The sequence below is a fragment of the Paenibacillus sp. CR_12 genome, assembly GCF_041953985.1.
Lineage (GTDB): Bacteria > Bacillota > Bacilli > Paenibacillales > Paenibacillaceae > Paenibacillus_AQ > Paenibacillus_AQ lautus_A.
On sequence record NZ_JAVFHO010000006.1, the window covers coordinates 107,893 to 131,185 of the forward strand.

Below are 23,293 nucleotides of genomic sequence, written 5' to 3' on the forward strand. Positions count from 1 at the left end.
CTCCTCTATCTACCTACAACGCCCATGCTGTTAATGATTTTATCCAGGTTTTGATCCACAGTGGTCATAAAACGGGAAGCAGCTCCATAAGAGTGCTGCAACTTGATCAAATTCGACATCTCTTCATCTAAAGAAACTCCGCTTACCGATTGTCTTCTGGAATCAACCTGATCTACTAGTAGCTGGTTATTATCTTGTTGTCTTAAGGCTTCACGGCTCTGTACGCCTAGCTGCCCCATAACAGCCCGGTAATAATCGTCTACGGTACCTGTCGTTATGCCATTGTTACTTGCTATGGCGTTAAAAGTAAACGGCCGTTCTCTAAGCTGAGACATCAATAAAGCAAGCGTATTATTTCCTTTCACCACTTCATCCCCATTAGTGCCTGCTACAACTCGCAGTGAGGAAGCAATTTTATTAGGATCCTGGACAATGGCATTAATAACGCTAAACGAGGCAGCCGTGATAGGCCCACCATCCTTCGAGCTAAAGAAGTCTCCGGCAGCCTGAGCGGGTGAAGTAAATAGATACCCAAGTTTATGAAGTCCATTCAAGCCTTTGACAGTTACTGTCGTATCCGCGGTTAATGTTCTTGTAGTCCCGCTATAGGTTACACCATTTAATACCGTTCCTTCAGGAAGTACCGAACCTGCTGGAATCGTAATGCTTACATCCCCGTTAGCTATCGTATTGGCCAACTCGTTCAATTGGTCCAAGTAATCTTTTACGATACCATCCCTGGATTTAATGATGCCGAAAAGTTCCCCGCTATTTAGCCCGTTGCTTGCATAGGCCGTTTCTAGTTGAGCAGGAGTAACAGGGACAGCAACGTCTCCGGCGACTAACTCAAGCCCGCCCACAGTAACTCGGTATCCTGTTTCTTCTTCCACCACAGTTACATTAGCCATACGGGATAATTCATCAATGATGAGATCGCGTTGATCCCTAAGATCATTGGCATTATCACGAAAACCTTCAATGCGGTTAATCTCATAATTCAGCTGCGCCACTTGAGTGGTCAGGGTATTAATATGATCTGCATTTACAGCAATCCCTTGGGTTAGATCAGCCTGCATATCCGTAATTTTCTTGCTTGTTTCGTTAAAAGCTTCTGCCATCGCCAAAGCATTTTCCCTGACGATCTTTCTTGAAGTTACGTTCTCAGGGTCTTTACTGAATTCAGACCAAGCCTTCCAAAAGTTATCAATAACCGTTGTTAACCCAGACTCAGAAGGTTCGTTAAAAATCGTTTCCAGTTTAGAGAGCGTTCCTGCTTGTACTTCCCAATCACCAAGAGAGCGATTGGCGTTCCAGTATTGTTGATCCAAAAACTGATCTCTTACACGTTTGATATAATTAACTTCGACACCTGTGCCCAGCTGGCCAGGAGATATCTGATTATACATCCCTGGCATAGCCAGCGGACGTGAAGCGATCAAGCCTACAACTTGCCGTGAGTACCCCGGAGTGCTGGCATTTGCTATGTTATGACCGGTCGTGTTCATACCTGCCATCTGAGCAAAGAGGCTGCGCTTCGCGGTTTCAATCCCGTGAAATGTAGATACCATGTATTCTCTCCTTAATAAGTGCCACGCTACGCTTTGGCATCAAAAAAATTGTTTTTATTCGAAAGAGCCGGTGGAGTGTCCGTAGGCTTCTTATAGATCATTTCCTCATCCACACCAACGATTATATTTAAAGAGAAGTCAATAAAATGCAGAGACTGCTCAAGCAACTGGGTCGTTAATTCATTCTGCCTTTTTAATATCATGGCGTTACTCAGCAAGCTATCACGGATTTGCATAAGCTCTTGCTTTTCGTTCGGATCAAATACAAGCCGGGATAGCTCGGTTACGCTTAGACTCAATTGGGAACGTATTCCCTTTTCCTGCAAGAAAAAATTCACTTGCTCCACGCGCTGCTGTTCCAGTTCGTTCATCTGTCTTAACAACCGATTTTCAAGCGTCATCAGCCGAGTCAAGTTCGACGAATCATTATCAATGATTGCCTGTTGTTTCTCTTTACCGACGTCTATCATTTCAAGATGGACATCATTTAACTTCGTCATTGCTAGAATGACATTCTGTACACTCACTTGGACTCACCTGATTTATTGTAGGATTGAAAATACGGGAGTAATTTGTCTGCCAAACGATCAACCGGCACTTCATATGTGCCGTTGGTTACAGCTTCCTTCAAACGCTGAATTTTCTCCGCGCGTTCCGGATCCTGTACTTTACTCTGTGCACTCAGTTCCATCGCCTCCGGGGAGATTGATACTTCATCCTTGCGGCGTTTCTTCTTATCGATATGCTGCATCTCCCGAGATTCAATATTCCGTTGATACGAATTGATGCCGTTCACACGTCCCGATTCGTTAATCTTCACGCCCTATTCACCTCACTTAAAATAAAAGACCGATAAGCTTTACTAAGTTTATCGGCCGGATATGAAACATTGTTAATAGTTCAAAAGTTAGTATTTGCGCAGTTTATCGACTGCACTATAAGTCTCTCTGTCTTTGCGGGACCCAGGCTGATGTTCCTGGTCGCCAGCAGCCGCCTGCCTTAGCTCCCTCGTTAATCGGGTCCGGCAGGACTCGCACATATTGCTCTCGCGAATCAACGTTCCGCACACTTCGCAAGGATACGCCAGGTTCGGCGCGTTCGCAATCGAGATCCGGCCTTCCTTGATAAACTTCGTAATCTGCCGCACGGATACTTCCGTAGCCTCAGATACCTCATGGATGGTTGCGCCTTTTTGCTCACGCAGGAAGGTTGCGCATTTCTCGTATTCCTTCTCAATGACTTTCATGCATTCAGGACACATTTCCCGAATATTCACCGTATATAACTTGCCGCACCGAGGGCAATTCCCCAAATTCATGCTCAACAACCTCCATGCCACATAGAACCTTTGATACCCCTAGATTACATTATCTGAGGGCTTACGTCTATCATTCGAAAGGAGAATCCACATATTTTTCCTATTTCGGGTGTTTATGAACGGGCCCAGGTTAAACTATAAATCTCGATGGGCATTTCAAAGAAGGATTCATATCCTCGCAAAACCCGCGCGCAAGCGTTAATCGTACTCCCGGTGGTATAGATATCATCGACGAGTAATATACGAAGAGGCCCCGTGTTCGGTAAGATCTCCTCTGAAGAACCCGTATTCGCTGCGCCCCGCTTACTTATAGACCACAACACTTCGGGTGCTTGCTGTAACGCGCCAAAAACACCCTCCATATCCTTTAGCCGGTCCATCCGGCCCTTAAAACTCTGTTTATCCGTGTGACGGTTACGTTCCAGCAGCGGAACGTAAGGAGTTTTAATGCTAGCCGCAAGCCCTTTAGCCAGCACTTCCGCTTGATTGAACCCCCTCTCCCGCAGCCTTTCCTGGCTAACCGGGACCGAAGTGACGGCATGTATGCTCCAAGGTACACTATGCGCGTTCCGCAAACGAGGATCAAACATACGCACGTTCGTCTCTCGATGGAACATCGTATAGGCTCGCAGCAGCATCTCGACCAAAAGAGGCGCGTACCGCTCATTCCCCCTATATTTATACTGGGCCAACCACTCCCTCATCTGCGCGTCATAGGTTACCGCACTCCGATTCAAAACAAAGCTCCGATTGTTCACGCCTAATCGAGTACAGTCGGGACAACCGATTCCCCGCCCGCATCGCAAGCATCGGGGTTTGAAAATCCATGGAATCTGCCGATAACAGGCATGGCATATCCCCGGAAGTTCCTGGTTACATGAGCCTATTTTTCCGCAAGTGAGGCAGATCTCGTCCATCGGTTTTAGCAAACGATGCATGTGCCCGAAGAGTTGGCTTAAGACGTTGGATATCAAATACAAACCTTCCTTTCTTGGTTAGATTGAAAAAAGAATGCCGCTCTGCGGATAAAAGACTACAGAGTGAACAGTGCGTTCATATCGCCATTGCGAACCACTGACGTAGCCAGTTATTTTTCCTTCGCTTATATTGGTTGTGTTAAATAATTTCAGGATTAATATTCACTTGCGCTTTGGCCACCGAACTCTCGATTCGGATGAAACCGCAGTTACTAAATCCCCCATGCACAGGAGCTGTTGAAGCTCTCGATCCATTACCATGTCAACAACAGTCATCTCGGTCATATATTATCCCGTTATGTAAGGATGGTCTGGAATTATAAGAATCTGAGAACTATGAGAGACACTGGGGATCTAAGAGAATCTAAGAAATCCAATAGACTATAAGAATCTATGGAAGACTGCGAGTATCTGTGAGAGATGAGAGTGTATGGGATCTAAAAGTATCTATGTGAATCTATTAGATTCCATAAGGTACCATGAGATTAACATCAGGAGGACGAGAACTATAATTAACGCCCACACGCTTACTCCCAGTCACCCCTCCTATTTACCCGTCAACTCTTGAACTGTACGTAAATACCCGCCTTTACCAGCGATTCGGTTCATCGCCTTGATTTGCCGAACTGCCGAGCTTTGGCACCTGGTCCATTGCGGCGCAGCAAACACTACCCTACCTGCCGGATCATCCTTGGATCGGCCCGCACGACCGGCCATCTGAATCAAGGCTGCTTCATCAAAAAGCTCGCTATCTGCATCCAAAATGAAAACATCACTCTTGGCAACCGTTACCCCACGTTCAAGAATGGTCGTTGTCACCAGCAAGCGAATCTCGCGGTTTCGGAAGGCCATCACTTTGCCCGCCCGCTCCGGGTCGATGGATGAAGTCCCTTCAATCGGCATATTGGCAATCGCCTTGCGGAGCAGTTCCAGAATAGGATCAATATGCTTGATCCGGGAAACGAACAGGAACACTTGAGCTCCGCGTCTCAGAGAGGCACTCAGGCTGCGAACCAGGAGTGGGGAAAGCTTTTTTTCTTGAAGACAGCGGCTCACTGCAAACATTTTCAGTTTCTGAGGAACGGGTAACGGATGGCCATGGAAGCGTGCGGGAACTTTCGCATGTGGCAACCGACCAGCAGCTGCTTCGCGCTGTAGAGGCGTTGGCGGGGTAGCTGACAGATAGATATATTTCCCCCCTGGTTTGCAAGCACCCTTGGCCGCGTAATCCAGCACCGGATCGTTATGATAGGGAAAGGCATCAATCTCGTCGATCACGACCAGATCAAAAGCTCCCCTGAATCGCAGCAGCTGATGCGTCGTTGCCAGCGTGATGCTCCCCCGCTTCCAACGCTCCGGACTTCCGCCATATAACGTGACCACCGTCTCTTGGGGAAATGCCTTGGATAACCGAGGTGCCAACTCCAGCACCACATCCCGTCTTGGCGCGGCGACCAAGACGCGCCCGCCTGCATCCAGAATGGACTGCAGCAGCGGAAAGATCATTTCGGTCTTTCCGGCACCGGTCACCGCCCAGATGAGAAACCGTGCGGCGGACCTCGCGGAGCCCCCTGCGGGCGGCTCCGCCAAAAACCGCAGCGCAGCGCCAGCGGCGGCGCTCTGCGCTGCGCTAAGCCCCCACCGGCCCAAGGCCGCGGTGGGGGAACCCCCGGCCGTGCCCCGCACGGCCGACCCTGCTGTGCCATGCAGCAGCAGGGCACAAGCGCGGCTGCGCCCCATCGCGAGGCAGGCCTCGCAATAGGCGCAAGCCGCCGAGCCGCACGCGGCGCATGCCGTGCGGCTCTTGGCCTCGCTGCCGCAACGCCGGCAGCGTAGGGCCATGGCCCGGCGGCGGAGCCAGCCGGGCCCTCTGCGCGGGGCGGGCTGTGCCAGCCCCGCTTCCAAGCGCAGGCGGCCCAGCAGGACGCCGAGCTGGGCCGCGGCGCGCCAGTCGCCGGTGCCCACGGCGACCTCCCCTAGCAATGCCTCGACCTCGCCGGCAAGCAAGGCTCGTCCGGCCATGCACTCGATCAGCAGCTCCGCCTGCTGCACTAGTGCATCCCAGCCCACTAGTATGGCTCCCTTCTCGATCAGGGAACTTAGATATGTCCCATCCAACAGTTGGATTTCCTGCAGCAGAACGCTCCATTTAGATCTGCTGCTCTCCGGCTCTTGCAGTAAAAACGGGCTTAATGCCCGATACATATATCTCAGCCAATCCGGCCTCTCCCATCGATCCATGTCTGGAACCGGCTGAAATTTCGCTTGGATTTCAACAGCCCATCCCAGTGGTGCTCGAGAGGACAGCAGCACCAAAAACGGTGTACCAGCCCTTTCATCTGCCTTTCTCATTCTTCCATACCACCATTGAAGATCCGCCCTCATATCCAGCGAGAGATAGCAATTCCATTTCTCTGCTTCTCGAATGGCATATATGGCAATCTGCATGACATCAACTCCAATATTGAGACGTATAAACAGCTCAAAAGATCATGTATGGGTACTGGAACTTGGTAGTTCACAACATGCTTCAGTTGCTTTTCAAATCCTTGTTCAAAAAATTTGGTGGATCTAATACCAGTCGGGGAAGCATTGAATGAAAGATTCAATAGAACTCCGTGAATAACTATTAATTATGCTCCTTTCTCGAATACCTATCTTCCTCATCTTCAACAACTCAAACCCTTTAGCCGATCCTGCTAATAGAAGATAGAATCTCAAGCCAGAGTTTGAGTTAGTTTCAAATCAATATAGATGCACAATCGTCCTGATCTAACTGCAGTGACTTCCATTTCCTATTTGTTTCTCACCTCAATGCTCAGATCACCCAAACCAAAACATCTCCCTTTCACAACGCCTTTTGTCGAATACTGTCACAGCTACGATTTATTAGCATCTGATCTCTACATCTTCCACCCCAATACGCCAATAAACGCAAAAAGCACACCCCTCTCTATACGCTCGGAGTGTGCTTCACGCCTTCAACAATATGAGTATCATCCCGGGAACCAAAACAACTTGCCGATGTTTATCCCTGTACATATGGAATCTGAACAGCCTCCATCGGGTTTCTCAGATCGACTCGTATAACTTCGTCTTCATTCGGATCGACATCCGTTTCTTGTGATGCCGGATCACCGGATCTCCAAGTCCCGTATACCAGTTCAATTCCGGACAAATGAGTCAATCTCTTGACAATCTTTAACGTATCATCATACGACTGGTCATCAAGGACGGTGACGCGCACGCGCGTCCCGCTCAGCAGGGCATACCAGGAAAGGGCTCTCAAATACCATTCCACCTGCCGCTCATGGTTGGACGTGATCAGCACATAATGCCTGCGCCGCCCCGTGCCTTCACTAGCTCTTCGGAGATGACGGGCATGCACGATATGAACCAGAGCAACAGCGATCCCGTACACCGCGAGTATCCACAGCAATTGGGCAACCATGAGACTCACCTCCTTCTCTTATCAACAATATATGCTGATCAGGAAAGGACGGTGACAGTTATGTAACCGGTGCCCACACGGAACTTGTCGGGAACGGCTTTTTTGCCAGAAAAACATCTACCGTAATTACTTCACAGTCACTAGACCGCAGTTAAGTGGTTGTTTTTCTTGCGATATCCGTATTCCCCTGCTTCGGTGCTAGTACGAGATGATATCTTAACAAAAGCACCTATCGAGGTTGCTTCACAGAGCCAGACCGCTTAGCGGATGTTTTCTTGCGATATCAGAATGCTCCTGGCTTTTTGAACCTGTACGGTTCGATATCTTGTTACCGTCTAATCGATTGTACCCTCACAGAAGAGACAGACCACGGCTCATGGGTTGTTTCCCCCGGTTTTTCAGGATACCCTTGCCTCGAGACTTTTAGGGTCTGATATCTACACCAAGACGTTTATCTACATTCCCTCATACAAGATAGGCCGCCGTTCTTGCGATACCAATAAAGCCCTCGCACTCTAATCAAAAAAAGCAGCGGTATAAGCAGTTATTTATTATGTATGCTAGTTACTGAAAGAGTTCAGCCATGCTGTAAACCTCTAATTTCTCATAACAAAAAGGAACCGCCCTTGGCAGTTCCCTCCCTATGTAAGACGCGTCCGTGCATTCGGATCGGCGATTACAACGTCACCCAGCCATATTTGATCGAGTTGATAACCGCTTGCGTACGGTCGTCCACTTCCATCTTCTGCAGGATGCTGCTGACGTGGTTTTTTACAGTTTTTTCACTAATGAACAGGTATTCCCCAATCATCTTGTTGCTCTTGCCTTCGGCCATTAGTCTAAGCACTTCCGCTTCGCGCCTTGTCAATGGGTTGTTCTCGCCTGCCACAAACTTGACTCCAGCTTCACGCGAACCGCTCTCCGCCATCGCGCCTGCTTCGTTTACATACGTCATCCGGCGGAGCTGGTGGATCAGCTTGCCCGTTACTTTCGGATGGATAAATGCATATCCCTCATGTACCGAACGAATCGCATTAATCAGTGACTCGGCTTCCATATCCTTCAGGAGGTAACCGTTCGCTCCCTTACGGAGCGTTTCAAACACATAACTTTCGTCGTCATGAATCGACAGGATAATAACTTTGATCTCAGGAAACATTTCACGTAGTTTCTCGGTCGCTTGAACGCCGTTTTCGGTCGGCATGTTGATGTCCATCAGCACGATATCCGGCTTCACTTCGTTGCAGAACTCCAGCACTTGAATGCCGTCGCCGCATTCGCCGATCACGTCAATGTCGTCCTCCATATTCAGTATGCGTTTCAGACCCTCCCTAAACAGCTGGTGGTCATCCGCTAATAATACTTTGATTATCGTGTTCTCTTTCTCCAAATGTTCCATCCGATTACTCCTTTCTCTTTTCTACGTTCGTCGGGATATGAATCACGATCTTGGTTCCTTGATTCTCGGCTGAATCGATCTCCATTCTCCCTTCGAGCAGCTCAACCCTCTCCCGCATGCCAATTAACCCAAAGTGGTCCTTGCTTTTCTGCTCCAGCAAATCGACATTGAATCCCAGGCCATTGTCCTGTACCACGATTTTGACCAATTGCGCCTGGTAGGTGATTTCAACAAGCACATAAGTCGGGTAAGCATGTTTTGCAGCATTCGAAAGTGCTTCCTGCACCAACCGGTAGATGGCCGCCTCCATCGCAGAAGAGAGACGATGCTCTTTCCCCCGTGTCTCGAAGATCGTGCGGATTTTCGATTTCTCTTCATAATCATGCACATATTTACGCAGTGTGGGGATTAATCCTAGATCATCGAGTGCCATTGGACGCAGATTGAAGATGACTTTTCGCATTTCCTCCAGGCTCGAACGCACCTGGCCCTTCAAATCTACTATTTCGTCCTGCACCATCTTAAATTCCTGCTTTGCAAGCATTCTTTCTACAATTTCCGTCCTAAGAACCAGATTCGCCAGCAATTGCGCAGGTCCATCATGAATCTCTCTGGATATGCGTTTCCGTTCTTCTTCCTGCGCCAGAATAATTTTGAGTCCAATGACCTGTCTGTTCTTCGCAGATTCGATGATTCGGGATACCTGGCCCAGCTCGCCGGACAAGTATTCCAACACTACGCCCATCTGAGATCCGATCGATTCTGCGCGCTCCACCGAGTTCTCGACATTGCGAACCCGCTTTTGCAGCTCATCTCGTCTAGCCTTCAGATACATTTCCTTCTCCCGGTAGATCATGAGGTCAAGCTGAAGCTGCGTTGCTTTCTCATACGCCTGCTTGATGTCCTCTTCCTTGTACCGGACGAAATCCCGGCTGACCTCGGTCAGCCGGATCCGGGATCGGCGGTAGTTCAGCTCCAGCTGATCCACCTTCTCTAAGGTTTCCGTCGTTTCTTTTAATGTCCGCTGCAGTTCATGATTGAGAGACGCGAGCTCCTGCCGCGACGCCTCCAATATTTCGAACATTTGGTATTTGCTGTCCTCCATCACTTTGATGGCATTTTTTATGACACGGTCGATGGCATCGGCTTGATAATCCACGCACTCTACTCCATTTCTAACGTTTCATATACATATCATACCATATCATGATTCGATCGTAACGGTCTTCGTGTTCTTGTCCCATTTTACTTTAAGGCCTAATTGCTCGGAAACGAGACGAAGAGGGACCAAAGTCCTACCGCCTTGAACCATAGGTGCCACAGCCGCCGAACTGCGTTTACCGTTGAGGATGAATTCCTTTTTGCCTACCGTCAATTCCATGAGCATGCCGCCTCTCAGAACGCCTACCCGCTGCGCGGATTGGTTCCAGGTCGCTTGCCCGCCGAAGGCGTCGAGCACATGCTTAATCGGAACATAGGTCGTTCCGTTTTTCAGGATTGGCGCGGAATCGATTGCCACTTTCGAACCATTCAGCATGAGCGATTTTTGCCCAATGGTCATGACCGCTTTACCGGTTGGAAGTCCTTCATTTCCTGACAGGGACGGCATCGTGAAGCGAATATCGTCAAAAGATACAGCCCCAGTCAATGCACGCTCGTCCTGGCCCTCTTCCACGTTCACGACATACAGCCGCTTCATCTGAGCCGGGAACGCAATGTTATATCCGCTCAAATCGATGCTCAGCGTCTTCCAGCCGCTCCAATCAATCGCCTTAGCCAGATCGACGTACACGGTTTTTCCGTTATTGTCCTTGAGCTCGGCACGCAGCCAGTTCAGGCTGTTATCTCCCTCCACGTCAATCGTCATGGACGTTGCCTGTGCAGGAATCGTTTTGCCTGTCGTGCCATTCAGCTCGGCATAAGCGTACATTTTTTGTCCCAGCCCGCCTGTCATATCATAGGTTAGGTTCAAGACTTTGGAGGTTGCCCTTGTTCCGTTGCCGTTTTGGATCGCTGCCGTCCCGGTAACTGCAGGCACGTTGGTCGTGAACTTCACAGGGTAATTTACATTCTCGAAGTTCTCCCACGTGCTCTCGCCTGCTGCCGACAAAATAACGACTGTGCTAAATCCATCATAACGTGCGATGGCATAACCGACTTTCGTATTGCTGTTCACGGAGGATACGGTCAGGCGGCCGTCTTTGACGCTGCCTTTGAAGCCGATAAACTCCCATTTCAGCGCACTGCTCGGAACCTCCAAGCTTTGGCCGTTGCTCGTTACGGCGGTTACCGGTACGGAAACGCTCGTTCCAGCCTGCAGCGGTGCACTGGAAACGCCTGTAGTCAAGGCAACGAGATCATCCGCACCCAGCACCTTGACCTGCATCGTCGCTTTGGTGCTGCCGCTTACCGCCGTCAGGGTCGATGTGCCCGGCTTCGTTGCTTTTATGCTTTGGCCGTTAACCGCAAGGTTGCCATTGCTGGATTTCCAGGTCGTTTTAATCGAGCCAGCCTCAATGGGATTATAGTAAGTATCATAGCCCTTGAGTTGATATGTTCCGATTTGCCCGATCAGCAGTGTGTTGCTGCCGCTCACCTTCAAGCCCTTCAAGCCGCCTTTAGGCGCCGTCGAGAACACGCCGAGTGCATTAACGATGCTTCGCTGCGTCGTCCCGTACTCCGTGTTGAAGGTCAGCTGGGTATTCATCTCGGCTAATGGACGGTTGACCATCGTGGTCGATCCGCCGCCGTCGAGGTTCATTCCCTTCCAAACGCCAACCTTCGTCATGAAATCCTGAAGCTGCTGCAGCGTCATGCCTTTGCTGTTATCGTTGCTCTCCGTTGCGATCAGGTAGGCGTAACGTCCGTCTTTGGAGTAACCCACCGCCGTACGCGCACGATTGCCTCCAAGATCATTCACGTTTCTTGAAAAGGACGTCGCTTTGCCGTTATCCACCAGTATCGTATGTCCGCCAATCATCATCTGCAGATTCGTAGGATCCAGCTTTTGACCGGTCTTTTTCGATACGAGCGCATAATCCGCTTCTAACCTCTGGCCTACGGCCAGGTTGTTCTTCACGAACTCGGCTGCGGCGCCATGCGTACGAAGAATGTAGCTTCCTTCCGGAACTGCCGAAGGTATTCCGGCCATCACCGAAATATCCGTAATAACTCCGTCGGTCACCATCACTTCGGTCGGTGTGCTAGAGCTGTTTTTCGGACGCTCGAGAGCCTTCCATGCACTTGTGTATATATAAGCTGCGTTCACATGGCTATAGTTCGATCCGGTTCCCTCCGGCGTGTATGCGGTTTTGTTCATGCCTGCCAGCGGGAATGTCGTTCCGTTCTCGGCGGTAATGCTTCCCGAAAAAGCAAACTCGTCCAGGATCGGCTTTCCGTCATTCGTTACGGCAAAAGCATACATGCCTTTAAGATCCGAAGGCGACGACATCAAAAGACCATTCGAGACCTGAGCGCCCATCGGGGCTCCTTCTCTGCCGGTGTTAAAGAAATCCCCGTTGATCGCTGCTACTGCACCGTTTTCCTTCGCCATTCCGCCCGTGCTTTGTCTTGTTGTAAATTGATTGCCTTGCCCTGTCATGACATCCAGCTTCACATATTTGTTGTTGAGATCCACCCGGATGACATTCGCCAGCGATTTCGCGCCGGCACTGTTGATATACTGATACTTCATCAAAACCGCGCCGGACGTAATGATTTCCTCACCCAGCTTCTTCGCTGATGTGGTTGCCGCGTATGCTACCGAAGAAGTTGATAGATTCCCTATCACCGGTATGCCGCTGCTCAGCACAGGGCCCACCCAGATGACCCCGGCCAATGTGATAATCAACCATTTCTTGCCCACGCCTGATTTTGCAGACTTCAGTGTTTTCCCCTGACTAACCATGTAATCGTAACTCTCCCATCTCTCGTTCAACACGGATGCCGAACATATAAAGTCTCTATTTAATAGACTTCATTTTTGAGGAAAAGTTACGAATTTGTTATAAAAAAAACACTTTCGCGTATCGTACACCAAGTCTTAGCAAAATTGTAGCGGCATTTTTTAGGAGCCTATGTAAATCAATCCTATGTTACTATATTTTCATCTAAAAGTAACTAGTTTGTCATAAAATATATTCCTCTATTACCATTTATTAATCAAAGAAAGCCGACACCTATACTAGACATCAGCTTTATAATTATTGCATTTTTGTCATAAATTCTAATTCCATCTCCAGTTTCATCGCTACATCTTGAGAGGATTTTAAACACAAAAAGGCATGTGCCTTTTTTCAAAAGAAAAATGGAATGGCACATGCCTAAACTTTATATCCGGAACATATCCTAAAATTACCTTAGTTTGCGCCAGCTTGTTCTTTCAGCGCTTCGGCTTTGTCAACGCGTTCCCAAGGCAGATCCAGGTCAGTACGTCCAAAATGTCCGTACGCCGCCGTTTGCTTGTAGATCGGACGACGAAGATCCAGCATGCGGATGATTCCAGCCGGACGCAGGTCAAAGTTGTTGCGCACAAGCTCAACCAGCTTCTCTTCGCTTACTTTACCTGTACCATATGTGTCAACACTGATCGACACCGGGTTTGCGACACCGATGGCGTAAGCCAATTGGATTTCGCACTTGTCCGCGAGTCCTGCGGCAACCAGGTTTTTAGCCACGTAGCGCGCCGCGTAAGCAGCGGAACGGTCGACTTTTGTAGGATCCTTACCGGAGAATGCACCGCCGCCATGACGAGCGTAGCCGCCATAGGTGTCCACGATGATTTTGCGGCCAGTCAGACCAGCATCGCCTTGAGGACCACCGATGACGAAACGGCCGGTAGGGTTGATGAAGTATTTAGTTTCTGCGTCCAGCAATTCAGCCGGTACGACAGGAAGAATGACTTGTTCTTTAATATCCTTTTGAATTTGCTCCAGTGTTGCTTCTTCGGCATGTTGAGTCGATACCACGATTGTATCCACGCGAACCGGCGTATTGCCGTCATACTCGATCGTCACCTGAGTTTTACCGTCCGGACGCAGGTAGTCCAGCGTACCGTCTTTACGAACCTCGGACAAACGACGAGCGATGCGGTGAGACAATGCAATAGGAAGAGGCATCAATTCTGGCGTCTCGTTGGTTGCAAAACCAAACATCAGACCTTGGTCACCAGCACCAATGTTCTCGGTTTCCTTGTCCACTTGGGAAGGATCACGATTCTCCAGTGCAGCGTTTACCCCCTGTGCAATATCGGCCGATTGCTCATTCAGCGATGTCAACACCGCGCATGTATTGGAATCAAAACCGTATTTTGCACGGGTATACCCGATTTCCTTCACGGTATTGCGTACGATGGATGGAATATCCACGTATTCAGATTTAGTGCTAATTTCACCAATGACCAAAACAAGACCAGTCGCAACGGAAACTTCACAAGCTACGCGTGCGTTCGGATCGTTAGCCAAAAAAGCATCGAGTACCGCATCAGAAATCTGGTCACAGATTTTATCCGGATGTCCTTCAGTTACGGACTCAGATGTAAATAAACGTCGCCCTGTTAAAGACATGAGATCAACCTCCCATATGAATAGTATGTGATATATCAAGAGGTCCTACACAAAAAATGAACCTTTTCCGACAGGAAAAGGTTTGAAATGTACAATCCTCAACATGCATATTAACTTATTTGTTACCAGGTGTCAATCCAGTTAGTGAGCTGTTTTTCAAGGATTTTCTTGGGTTTTTCAATCGGATGTTAATCAAGAATAAGTTCCGTCTTATATCGAAAAATGATTACAGTCTGCCGAAGAGGCTTTGCTCGGCGTTCTGAACCAAACGCTTCGTGATCTCTCCGCCAACGGATCCGTTCTCACGGGATGTCAGATGCCCCCATCCAGCACGACGGCTGGAGGAACCTCCTCCGATGGCTCCAAGCTCTGAACCGAATTCCGTATCCGCTCCATACGAACTGCTGCCATATCCCACCGGTAATCCAAACTCTGCTGCGATTTCGTATTTCATTCGCTTCAGCATTTCACGACTTTCCGGAACCACTTGACGATTACGACTGCTGCGTGCCATGAAAATACACCTCCTGTATTTGTTTTTACAGAAGTTATTATTTGTCGAGAACATAGCGTCAACACGTATAAAACGTTGTCACAACTGGCAATAATTATAAGAGGATTATACCGAACGAAAGTTATTCGGAATACCACTTGGTGGAAGAGACAATTTTAGCAGGGGCTAACGCCCCTAATTGCTGACACTATTTAATGGTGTAACCGCCGCGCACCATGACAATCAGATTGCTTGTCTGGCCTTCTTTCACCTGGATTCCTCGACCTTCACGCGGGAAGGAAAGCAGATGGTTCTTAGGCGCCGTTTCTCCGTTTAACAGGTCTTTGCCATCGGTAAGATCCGCAACGCCGCTAGCGACTTCTGTGTAGATCACAGCGTTACCTGAACGCACGATGAACTCCGTTCCTGCGTCGGCGATTAGAATCTTGCCTGGCTTCAATGCAACGTTCTTGACTTCATCGGCACCTTGGGATGGTTGGGTAGGATTGGTTGGGTTGGTAGTCCCCCCACCACCGCCATTGAGTGCTTGCTGGATTTGTTGGTCTACGTAGCTTTTGGTGACAACTGGGTCATCGGTCGTGCCTGGGGTGGTGCTGGCGCCGTCAGCGGGGGTGTTGAGGTTATTAAATACCCAAAGGCTACCCATAAGTAATACTGCAGTTATAGTGAATTTCAAACGATTTGAACGTTTCATTATCTCAACCCCTATTTAATGTAATAAAAAACCGAATCCCCTGAAGGGGATTCGGTTTTGCTAAACATTTATTATTCCTAATTATTAGTCAATGTTTTGAAATTGGCTAGCAACGCGGAATTCACCAACAGCATTTTTGTTATGGTCAACGATACCTTTTGCACTAGTGTTTCTAGCACCGTCGAACACTACAGATACGACTTCAGTAGCAGCAACCACATGATCCGTGGATACACGAACGATGATTGTGTCACCCGAAGTACCATTTGTACCGAAGGAAACTTTTTCCACTTTAGCATCTTTGCCATCAAATTTAACAGTGAAGAGACTGTTTACGAACTCATCAGTAACTGTACTGTTTTTGCTGACAACTTCGGAAGCTTCAAAAGTAATATCGTAATATGTTGCTGTACCTACAGTGCTTGGTGCACTGATATGAGCCTCAGAACCGTCAACTTCTGGAGCAACTTTATCAACTACATTACCAGAAACCGGCTTAATAACAACGCCAAAGTTATCACGTGTAGTTGGGTCAGCTGCAGAAATTGTAGCTCCTTGCAAATCAGTTGGAAGTGCATTGGAACCAGTAAACTTCAAAGTTACAGTGGTTCTGTCTGTGCTAAGAGTATACGTGTTTGGAGTATAGTTCTTACCGCCAGCAGTAACTGTGAAATCACTTGGGTTGACGTAGTTCAAAGCACCGTCGAATACCAGTTTAACGGATTCTTTGTCAGTTGCTTCGATAGCTTCGCCAGCTTTCAAACCAATCTCAGTATCAACTACAGCTTTTTCAAGAATATAGTTGCTGTTTTGAGTAAAGAAGTTTCCATCAACATCTGCAATCAGGTTTGCTCTTACAGATTCCACAGGATTGCGGTTATCTATGGTAATACGAACAGTATTCGGAGAATACAGGATTACACTTTCATTGTTACCCAAAGTTCTGAAGTCAGTTCCTTGTTTAACAGTGTACTTCTGCTTAGAAGTAGCATCACCCACACCGCTAGTTGCTACGTTTTTGTTGTATTGAACATAAACATAGCTTTGCGTATTACCAACGTTTGCTTGCCATACGCGAGCAATAGCTCCGGAAGTAGCAACATTAGCATTTACAGTTGTAGTGAAAGGAAGCATTTGGTTAGGAACCCATGCAACGTCACGTACACCGGATACTTCCAAAGTGTATGTTGCATTGTCAAGTTTGCTAGCCAGATCAATTGTCACTGTACGTTTTACAGGATCATAAGATGGCTTGATTACTGGGTTACCTTTGCTGTCCAATCCTACAGCTTCAGCTGCTTTACCATCGCTTTTCTTCAGCGTGTAGTTAGTGCGAGCTTCTGCAGAAGCAGTTTCAACGTTCTCGCTGAACTCAATTACGAGTTGGTGATTACCGTTGTCCTGTTGTTTCAACTCAGTTTTCACAACTTCTGGACGAACTGTATCCAGGGTTGGAGTTACTTTAGCGTCGCGGTTAGCAACATTGTTACTGAAGTCTCTAACACCTTCGATGTAAATTGTGTTCTCATTTACATTCAATGGGTTAGGGAAGTTCACGATAACTTTGTTGTCGCGAATTGTGTAAGGTACAGATGCCGTGTTGGCAGTCGTGTTAGCGTAGACTTTATCCACACTCTTAACTGTTTCGCTAAACTCGATTTCAACTTGTCTCAAGTCGTTTGTTTTAACGGAAGCAACTGTAGGAGCTTCAGTGTCCTGAACAACGGTAAAGGACTTTTCAACTGGAGCAACTTTCAGACCGGAATAGTCTTCAACGTTACTTACTGTAACTTTGTGGTCGCCTACTGTGAGTCCAGTTTCAACGATTGCAATGTTAGGATATTGGAAAGTAACGTTAGCACCAATAACATTGCCGTCTACACGGTAGTTGTTAGTAATGATTGCAGCTGACTCTTTAACTGGCTCGCTGAATACGATTTTGAAAGCTCCTGTTCCAAGACCAACTACTTCAGAGATTTCTGGAATAGCTACATCAGTTGGAGTGAATTTAACCGTTTGATCGAACACTTTGGAAGCGTCAGAGTTTTTGACGTTCTTAAGAGTGATCTCTGTTTCGGTTTGGTTCGTAAGAGTTGCATTGTCAGCTTTAGCCAACAGAATTGTTGCAGATTTCTTGTCATCTGCTACTTTAACGCTGTCAATTGCCAAGCTGCCTTTAACAGTGTAGTTGTTTTTGTTGCCAGCACTTGCAGGATCTACAGTACCGTCAAATTTAACAACGATCTCTTTCAGGTTGGAAGCAGATACAGAGTCAATCTTAGTAGCTACAGTCACAACCCAAGTTACATTATGTGTGTACTCGTAGTTGTTATGTGTAAACTTAACATCTTGTGCTACGTTAGCTTTCAAAGGAGTCTCAAGAGTTACTTTCACAACTTCATTGTTAGCCAGTGTGAACTCAACTACTTTACCTTCTTCAGAAACCTTGTAGGAAACTACAGCTGGTTTTTGTTGAGCCAGGTAGATGGAGTAAGCAACGTCAACCAGTTGGGAACGGGAAGCGTTCGCTTTAGGGTTAGCTTTAGCGTCTACCAGACCAGCGTTGATTGCTGCTTGCACATAACCTTTAGCCCAGTCAGAAGCGTTGTTGTTCGTTTCAGTTGGGATTTCGAGTTTTTGTGCAGTAACGAGAACCTTCGCCATTTCTTGAACGGTGATTTTACCGTTGAAGTCGAAGATCATTTTTGTTGTGTTTTTACCTTCCATCAGACCTGCAGCGTAAACTGCTTCTACGTAAGGAGCTGGCCATTTGTCAGCTTTGTAGTTTTTGTCTTTGAAAGATGCTTTGCCTTCGATTGGCTCAAGACCCATGATACCAACCAGGACTTTAGCGAACTCAGCGCGAGTCATTTCTTTGTCCAGGCCAGCAGTTCCGTCTGGATAACCAGTGAAGATCCCTTTTTCTTTCAGTACATCAAATTTCTGTTGAGTGTTGAGTGCGTCGTCACCGAATGCAACAGAAGCAAACATGGAGAATGCCATTGCTGTAGACAGTGCTACGGATAAAATTTTCTTCATAACCTTTTTTTCTCCTCCTTGAATCATCACTTGATTATTTTCTTTAATTTGGTAGCTCTTATCACTCATTTGTCCTGCACCTCCTTTCCCGAGTTGAGCATAAATCATAAATGATGTCTGTGACGATATCACAGAATCTTGTTAACGAGAGAACACTACATACTAGAATAGATTCCTAATCCTACCTAGGTATTATACAACGAGTCCCCAACACCGTAAAGAACATTTTTCTAATTAATAGACAATCTTCTTGCATCGGATAATCTTGGTTACTTCGTTGGCTCTACATTATAAACGTTTGATTTTCCAAAAAGTTGCGGCAGTTGCAAAGTTTTTTTAAAAATTTTTTTCGAAGTGTCCCCGATTCATATAACAGGCCTACATTTACATATTGCGACAACAAAAAAAGACGCCTTATCGGCGTCCTTTGTAGAATGCTAGCGAATCTTCATAGCGAGCTGGATAATCCGCGCGCGCATCTCCGGATTGCTGTGCAGCGTGCTGTACATCTGATCGATCTCCGCTTTATTCGTACGATATGTCTTATCATGTTTAATTGTAGTATGTGACCATTGGATCAACGCATTCTCAGCCGCTGTCATTTCGTTAAATGAATCATGAAAGCCTGTCTCAACAACGAGTCCCTCCATGACTTCCTGAGTTATCTCATCATGAGTGGCACGAGCCAGCTCAATCTTCTTCTCCATCACTTTGGCTTTTTCCTCGAACTTGGTCTTCGCCTTCATGTAGTCGAGCTGCGCTTTTGATAATATCGGCTTCATAAATTCATCTTCACCCTCTAAAAATAGTATGTGCTTCCGCTATTGTAGCGTATTCTACATGAAATTACAAAACAATAGATATTGGTAAACGGTTTCCGCGGGGCATATGACGCCCATAAGATCTTGTTAATTATGACATATATAACCTGTTCATTAAAAGCTGCGCAGGAAAAAACGAGAGCACTGCCAATAGAAATTGGGCATCGGCTCTCGTTCCTTTTGTCATGCAAATTCTAACTTATGAATAATGGCTTACAGCATTTTCAGCTTGCTCATCATGCGTTTAACGACGGTTGCCGTATCGGCACGATTCAGCACCGCATCCGGGTTGAAGTTGTAAGTCGGCTTTCTCTCGCCTTCCTTCAAGCTGTTCGCCACGCCGGTCAGAATGCCGGCCTTGCTTACGGCAAGAATGGCTGGGTAGGAGTAGTTCGACTTGATATTGCCCACATCTTCGAATTGCTTCTGAAGCGCTGCTTTATCTTTTTCGATTTCGCCCATCTTCAGGTTCAGCGCGCGTGCGATCATGTTGGCCGCTTCTTCGCGGGTCAGCTCCATATTCGGAGCAAAGCTTCGAGGCGCAATGCCGCGGATGATCCCTTTTCTGGCTGCCGTCTCGATGTAACGGTAATCCCACTGCATGCTGTTGACGACACTTTCCTGATAAATGTCATCAAAGGTCAGCTTGTTCTTGTCGGTATCGTAATCCAACGGAATATCCAGCAGCTTCACGATAATCGTAGCAAATTCGCCGCGAGTCATCGGATCGTATACGCCGAACGCATCCTGCTTGGACGCTTTCATGTATCCTCTGGCCAGCATCAATTCGATATCGTTGCGGGCCGTCTTATGCGAGATCGCATCGGAATAGCTGTAACGCAAGGATTTAACGGCGTAGTAACCGAAGCCCTTGAATGGAGCGGTAATGGTTTTCTTCTTGGCGTCTACTTTTCCGCCGATGTTGATCCAGGTTCCTTGGGACGGGTTGTACCACCAGATGCCCAGATTGCTGGAAGCCGAATTCACCAGCGCGGAATCGTATTTCAAGGTAATCGTACCTTTTTGGGAGAGCTCCATCCAGTTCTGCGGAATCAAGCGTTGATGGAATTCGTGCCCTTTTGCGTACGGATGCGTTGCCGCTTTTACATTAAAGTCTTCCACGTTGCTGCTGTAGGCATTAAGCGAACCTGCATCCAGCCAGTAAAGCGGAGACGCATATCCAAAATGCGCAGCCGGAGTGAAACGGAACGCATTGTTGTTATCCCCTGGAATCAGGGACAGGCGTCCGTCCATTTCCACGCCGTTCTCGATTTCGCCGATCCGATTATAGGCTTTAATCGTACGACCATCGATCTGGTTGGCAATGCCGAACAGGATGTCATGCTCGCCGAGCAGGTTGATCGTTGGCACTTCAGCCGTAGGGCTTGATTTCGCCTGTTGAAGCACGGTGCCTTTCGGCAAGGACAGCGACACGCCGCCTTTAAATACGGACACTTTACCGGACTTCGAAATATTCGTTTTATACTGGGAGCCTTCCGTTGCATCGTCGGTGTACGTTACGACGAATTGGCCGTTTGTCTTTTTGGTGCCTTGTTCGATCGTGAACTTGATGGTGTTTTTGCCGTTTTTCAGGTTCTTGACCTCAAGACGGAAAATGTCGCTGATTTCGGATTTCACCATTGGCGTTTTGCCAATCAGAATGGCGTCCGCGCCTTCAGCCTTGATGCTTACCTCTACAAAGTTCTGTTTCAGTACGCCTTCGTTCGGAAGTTTCGGAGACAGCACTTGATAAGGTGCACGTTCGCGCGTGATTTCGATGGTATCGGTGGTTGTAACCGACTGATAACGCGAACCGATACTGATTGCCTGTAAACCAACCTCTGGTAGTGCGAGCTCTTTGAACACTACGCGAGCCGAGCTGGAGTTTGCGCCATTGCCAATGGTAAAGTAACGGTCGTAATCCGCCGGATTAATGGGATCCAATTGCGTCTTCAGGGCACCGCCCGAAAGAGTCCAGGTTCCTTGGTTGTTTTTGGTAAATACTGCAAAGATGGTTGGCGTCGGATGACTGAGGTTCACCGTAATCTCATCCGTGTATTCCACTTCAAATCGCAGACCCAAAGCTTTTTCATACGTGTTATAAGCGTTCTCAGCCGTTTCTCGGAACAATCCGTCCGGATCGGATTCCGTTGCGGAACCAACCGGGAATGGGATCATGTTTTTGATAACCGAACGGGTATCGCTAAAATAAAGCAGGGTTAGCTTCGTCGAGATTTTCCCACTCTTGTCGGCGACTACCAACGTATTCGGACCTGGAATCAGCTGCAGGAACGTCGTATCCGTAAAGCTGAATTCCCCGTTGCCGTTCACGTTCAGATCGCGAGTGTTTCCGTTCAGGGAAATCGTAAGTCCTGTAGTCCCTGTGTAGTTGACAATGCGTCCTGTCACTTGGTTGAATTCCGAGCTGTTCTTAAATACCTGGTTGTTGTACAAATTGAAAATATCAATATAAGAAGAAGACAAGAACGTCACCGGGATGACTTTGGTATCGGAAACGCCCGAACCATTGCTGACCTTGATGATCAGGTTCTGCTGACCTGTCGGCAGGTTCGTGATTTTGAAAACCGTGTGGCCGCCGTAGGTAAACTTCTGGGCGATCGTGCCGCCGCCCTTGCTGGACTCAATCTCGACATTGCCTGCGTTCACTTGCTCGACCATTAGATAGACCGGCAGTTCATTCAGGACGGTGTTGTTACTGCTCGGGAAAATGGATTGGGAGGTAGCCGATACCGTTCCTCCGCTCTCCGTTACGCCGTATAATTGGTAGACCTGCTTGATGGTAGGCGCATTGACATCGCGGTAAGTAAAAGAATTCTTCACATCAAAGCCCGTGGTAGAATCCTTAGTGAGTACAAAATAATCCCCGCTCTGAGTGATGCTGGTTGTGCCAGTCGTTGTAAAAGGATACATCAAGGTATTGCCCAGCAAGCTTGCCGCACCTACGGTTGCCGGCGAGGTGGTGATCGGATTTGTGGATCCTACCTGAAATACGGATACTTCAAGAATCGGGGGAACCGCCGGGGTACCAGCCGGAGGAGCATCCACGATCACATAACCGGAGATGACGCCGTTCACCGTACCGGTTACTACCGCTTGCCCATCGATATTTGTGCCGCCAATCTTCAGTTGATTGACAGTTATGGAACCTGTCGGATGATAAACGACCTGTCTATTGATGGTCTGGGATTTCGATTCGGAGTTCACGACGATCACCAGATCGTTGACACCCTTCTGCAGCAGGATCCCTGCGGAGTAATACGTATCGCCGCCGCCGGCATACATACTCTGCCCATTGACGGTAACACCCTTGGATCCATTCGTCGCTTTGACGGAAATGCTGACGGTCTGCGTAGTAACGACAACCGGCTTAGAAGCATTCTCTTCCAGAACGCGTCCATCACTGAGCGCTACTTCGTAAACAGCCGGTACATCGGAGAACTTCACATAGGCCGTAGCACTCATCTGCTGGCCTTGCGTGCTCATGCCGGACACGATGATTTTGTTCACGCCCTGATTCAACTGCACATTCAGGAACTCGAACGTATTCGCTGCTTCGTCCAGAATCGGCTTGACGCCGGTGCCGCCCGTGGTTGTGTCATCGAACCGTTTGATTTCATAAGAGATGGTGTTCGGGTTAATGCCGTTGTAGGTACCCGTAACCGATATCGAGCTCCGGTTCTCCGGGGTTGGAGAATTCGGATCCGTACTTAGATTGGAAAAGTGAAAAAACAAGGCTCCATTTGCAGCTGAAGCCGGTAATGCCGGAATAAGGGAAAAGAACATAGCAATGGCCAATAACAGGCTTGCTATTGTACGGAAATTTTTCTTCAACGGTTGTGCCTCCTTGATCATTCGGACGTTGGCGTCCGTTTTGGGTGTTGCGTCGTTCACTGGGTCCCCTCGCTTTCACTGACAGATTGGTACTTG

16 protein-coding genes are annotated in these 23,293 nt (G+C 47.9%); all 16 read right to left on the bottom strand.

Features of this window, described 5'->3' with window-relative positions; translation table 11 throughout:
• Positions 1 to 5 precede the first annotated feature (5 nt).
• The 16 genes from flgK to RB297_RS22235 all read right to left on the bottom strand — a co-directional run bounded on the left by flgK (position 6) and on the right by RB297_RS22235 (position 23,197).
• On the bottom strand, positions 6 to 1,568 hold the full coding sequence (gene flgK / locus RB297_RS22160) for a flagellar hook-associated protein FlgK (protein ID WP_375121473.1): 1,563 nt from the start codon (positions 1,566 to 1,568) through the stop codon (positions 6 to 8).
• A gap of 26 nt (positions 1,569 to 1,594) precedes the next feature.
• Positions 1,595 to 2,095, bottom strand: a complete 501-nt coding sequence (locus RB297_RS22165) for a flagellar protein FlgN (protein WP_375121474.1) — start codon at positions 2,093 to 2,095, stop codon at positions 1,595 to 1,597.
• Complete coding sequence (gene flgM / locus RB297_RS22170) at positions 2,092 to 2,388, bottom strand: flagellar biosynthesis anti-sigma factor FlgM (protein WP_015737724.1); 297 nt, start codon at positions 2,386 to 2,388, stop codon at positions 2,092 to 2,094. The genes RB297_RS22165 and flgM overlap by 4 nt, the downstream gene beginning before the upstream one ends.
• A gap of 87 nt (positions 2,389 to 2,475) precedes the next feature.
• On the bottom strand, positions 2,476 to 2,886 hold the full coding sequence (locus tag RB297_RS22175) for a TIGR03826 family flagellar region protein (protein ID WP_009594229.1): 411 nt from the start codon (positions 2,884 to 2,886) through the stop codon (positions 2,476 to 2,478).
• A 113-nt stretch (positions 2,887 to 2,999) separates the two neighbouring features.
• On the bottom strand, positions 3,000 to 3,623 hold the full coding sequence (locus RB297_RS22180; RefSeq protein ID WP_375121475.1) for a ComF family protein: 624 nt from the start codon (positions 3,621 to 3,623) through the stop codon (positions 3,000 to 3,002).
• Positions 3,624 to 4,409: 786 nt separating this feature from the next.
• Entirely contained in the window at positions 4,410 to 6,311 is a 1,902-nt protein-coding gene (locus RB297_RS22185; protein WP_375121476.1) for a helicase-related protein, read from the bottom strand.
• A 580-nt stretch (positions 6,312 to 6,891) separates the two neighbouring features.
• Positions 6,892 to 7,314 (bottom strand): hypothetical protein, encoded by a 423-nt coding sequence (locus tag RB297_RS22190; protein WP_015737728.1) that lies wholly within the window; start codon positions 7,312 to 7,314, stop codon positions 6,892 to 6,894.
• Between the two features lie 676 nt (positions 7,315 to 7,990).
• Complete coding sequence (locus tag RB297_RS22195; RefSeq protein WP_009594205.1) at positions 7,991 to 8,713, bottom strand: response regulator; 723 nt, start codon at positions 8,711 to 8,713, stop codon at positions 7,991 to 7,993.
• Positions 8,714 to 8,717: 4 nt separating this feature from the next.
• Positions 8,718 to 9,872, bottom strand: coding sequence for a sensor histidine kinase (locus RB297_RS22200; protein ID WP_009594214.1), 1,155 nt, complete (start codon positions 9,870 to 9,872; stop codon positions 8,718 to 8,720).
• A 45-nt stretch (positions 9,873 to 9,917) separates the two neighbouring features.
• A complete protein-coding gene (locus tag RB297_RS22205) occupies positions 9,918 to 12,620 on the bottom strand; it encodes a stalk domain-containing protein (RefSeq protein WP_375121477.1) in 2,703 nt (900 codons plus the stop codon).
• Between the two features lie 451 nt (positions 12,621 to 13,071).
• Positions 13,072 to 14,277, bottom strand: coding sequence for a methionine adenosyltransferase (gene metK, locus RB297_RS22210; RefSeq protein WP_213580658.1), 1,206 nt, complete (start codon positions 14,275 to 14,277; stop codon positions 13,072 to 13,074).
• Positions 14,278 to 14,503: 226 nt separating this feature from the next.
• Positions 14,504 to 14,791 (bottom strand): alpha/beta-type small acid-soluble spore protein, encoded by a 288-nt coding sequence (locus RB297_RS22215; RefSeq protein WP_375121478.1) that lies wholly within the window; start codon positions 14,789 to 14,791, stop codon positions 14,504 to 14,506.
• Positions 14,792 to 14,978: 187 nt separating this feature from the next.
• Positions 14,979 to 15,437: a hypothetical protein gene (locus RB297_RS22220; protein WP_375121613.1), complete on the bottom strand. Its 459-nt coding sequence runs from the start codon at positions 15,435 to 15,437 to the stop codon at positions 14,979 to 14,981.
• 132 nt (positions 15,438 to 15,569) lie between these two features.
• Positions 15,570 to 18,593 (bottom strand): S-layer protein, encoded by a 3,024-nt coding sequence (locus tag RB297_RS22225; protein ID WP_375121479.1) that lies wholly within the window; start codon positions 18,591 to 18,593, stop codon positions 15,570 to 15,572.
• A gap of 368 nt (positions 18,594 to 18,961) precedes the next feature.
• Positions 18,962 to 19,306 carry a hypothetical protein gene (locus RB297_RS22230; protein WP_009594240.1) on the bottom strand — a complete coding sequence of 115 codons (345 nt, stop codon included), beginning with the start codon at positions 19,304 to 19,306 and terminating at the stop codon, positions 18,962 to 18,964.
• 252 nt (positions 19,307 to 19,558) lie between these two features.
• Positions 19,559 to 23,197: an S-layer homology domain-containing protein gene (locus RB297_RS22235; protein WP_119846161.1), complete on the bottom strand. Its 3,639-nt coding sequence runs from the start codon at positions 23,195 to 23,197 to the stop codon at positions 19,559 to 19,561.
• Between the last annotated feature and the right edge of the window lie 96 nt (positions 23,198 to 23,293).

Coding starts and splice junctions, on each gene's coding strand:
- flgK (WP_375121473.1), bottom strand. CDS start 1,568: ATGGTATCTACATTTCACGGGATTGAAACCGCGAAGCGCAGCCTCTTT.
- RB297_RS22175 (WP_009594229.1), bottom strand. CDS start 2,886: ATGAATTTGGGGAATTGCCCTCGGTGCGGCAAGTTATATACGGTGAAT.
- RB297_RS22185 (WP_375121476.1), bottom strand. CDS start 6,311: ATGCAGATTGCCATATATGCCATTCGAGAAGCAGAGAAATGGAATTGC.
- RB297_RS22190 (WP_015737728.1), bottom strand. CDS start 7,314: ATGGTTGCCCAATTGCTGTGGATACTCGCGGTGTACGGGATCGCTGTT.
- RB297_RS22195 (WP_009594205.1), bottom strand. CDS start 8,713: ATGGAACATTTGGAGAAAGAGAACACGATAATCAAAGTATTATTAGCG.
- RB297_RS22205 (WP_375121477.1), bottom strand. CDS start 12,620: ATGGTTAGTCAGGGGAAAACACTGAAGTCTGCAAAATCAGGCGTGGGC.
- metK (WP_213580658.1), bottom strand. CDS start 14,277: ATGTCTTTAACAGGGCGACGTTTATTTACATCTGAGTCCGTAACTGAA.
- RB297_RS22215 (WP_375121478.1), bottom strand. CDS start 14,791: ATGGCACGCAGCAGTCGTAATCGTCAAGTGGTTCCGGAAAGTCGTGAA.
- RB297_RS22220 (WP_375121613.1), bottom strand. CDS start 15,437: ATGGGTAGCCTTTGGGTATTTAATAACCTCAACACCCCCGCTGACGGC.
- RB297_RS22225 (WP_375121479.1), bottom strand. CDS start 18,593: ATGAGTGATAAGAGCTACCAAATTAAAGAAAATAATCAAGTGATGATT.
- RB297_RS22230 (WP_009594240.1), bottom strand. CDS start 19,306: ATGAAGCCGATATTATCAAAAGCGCAGCTCGACTACATGAAGGCGAAG.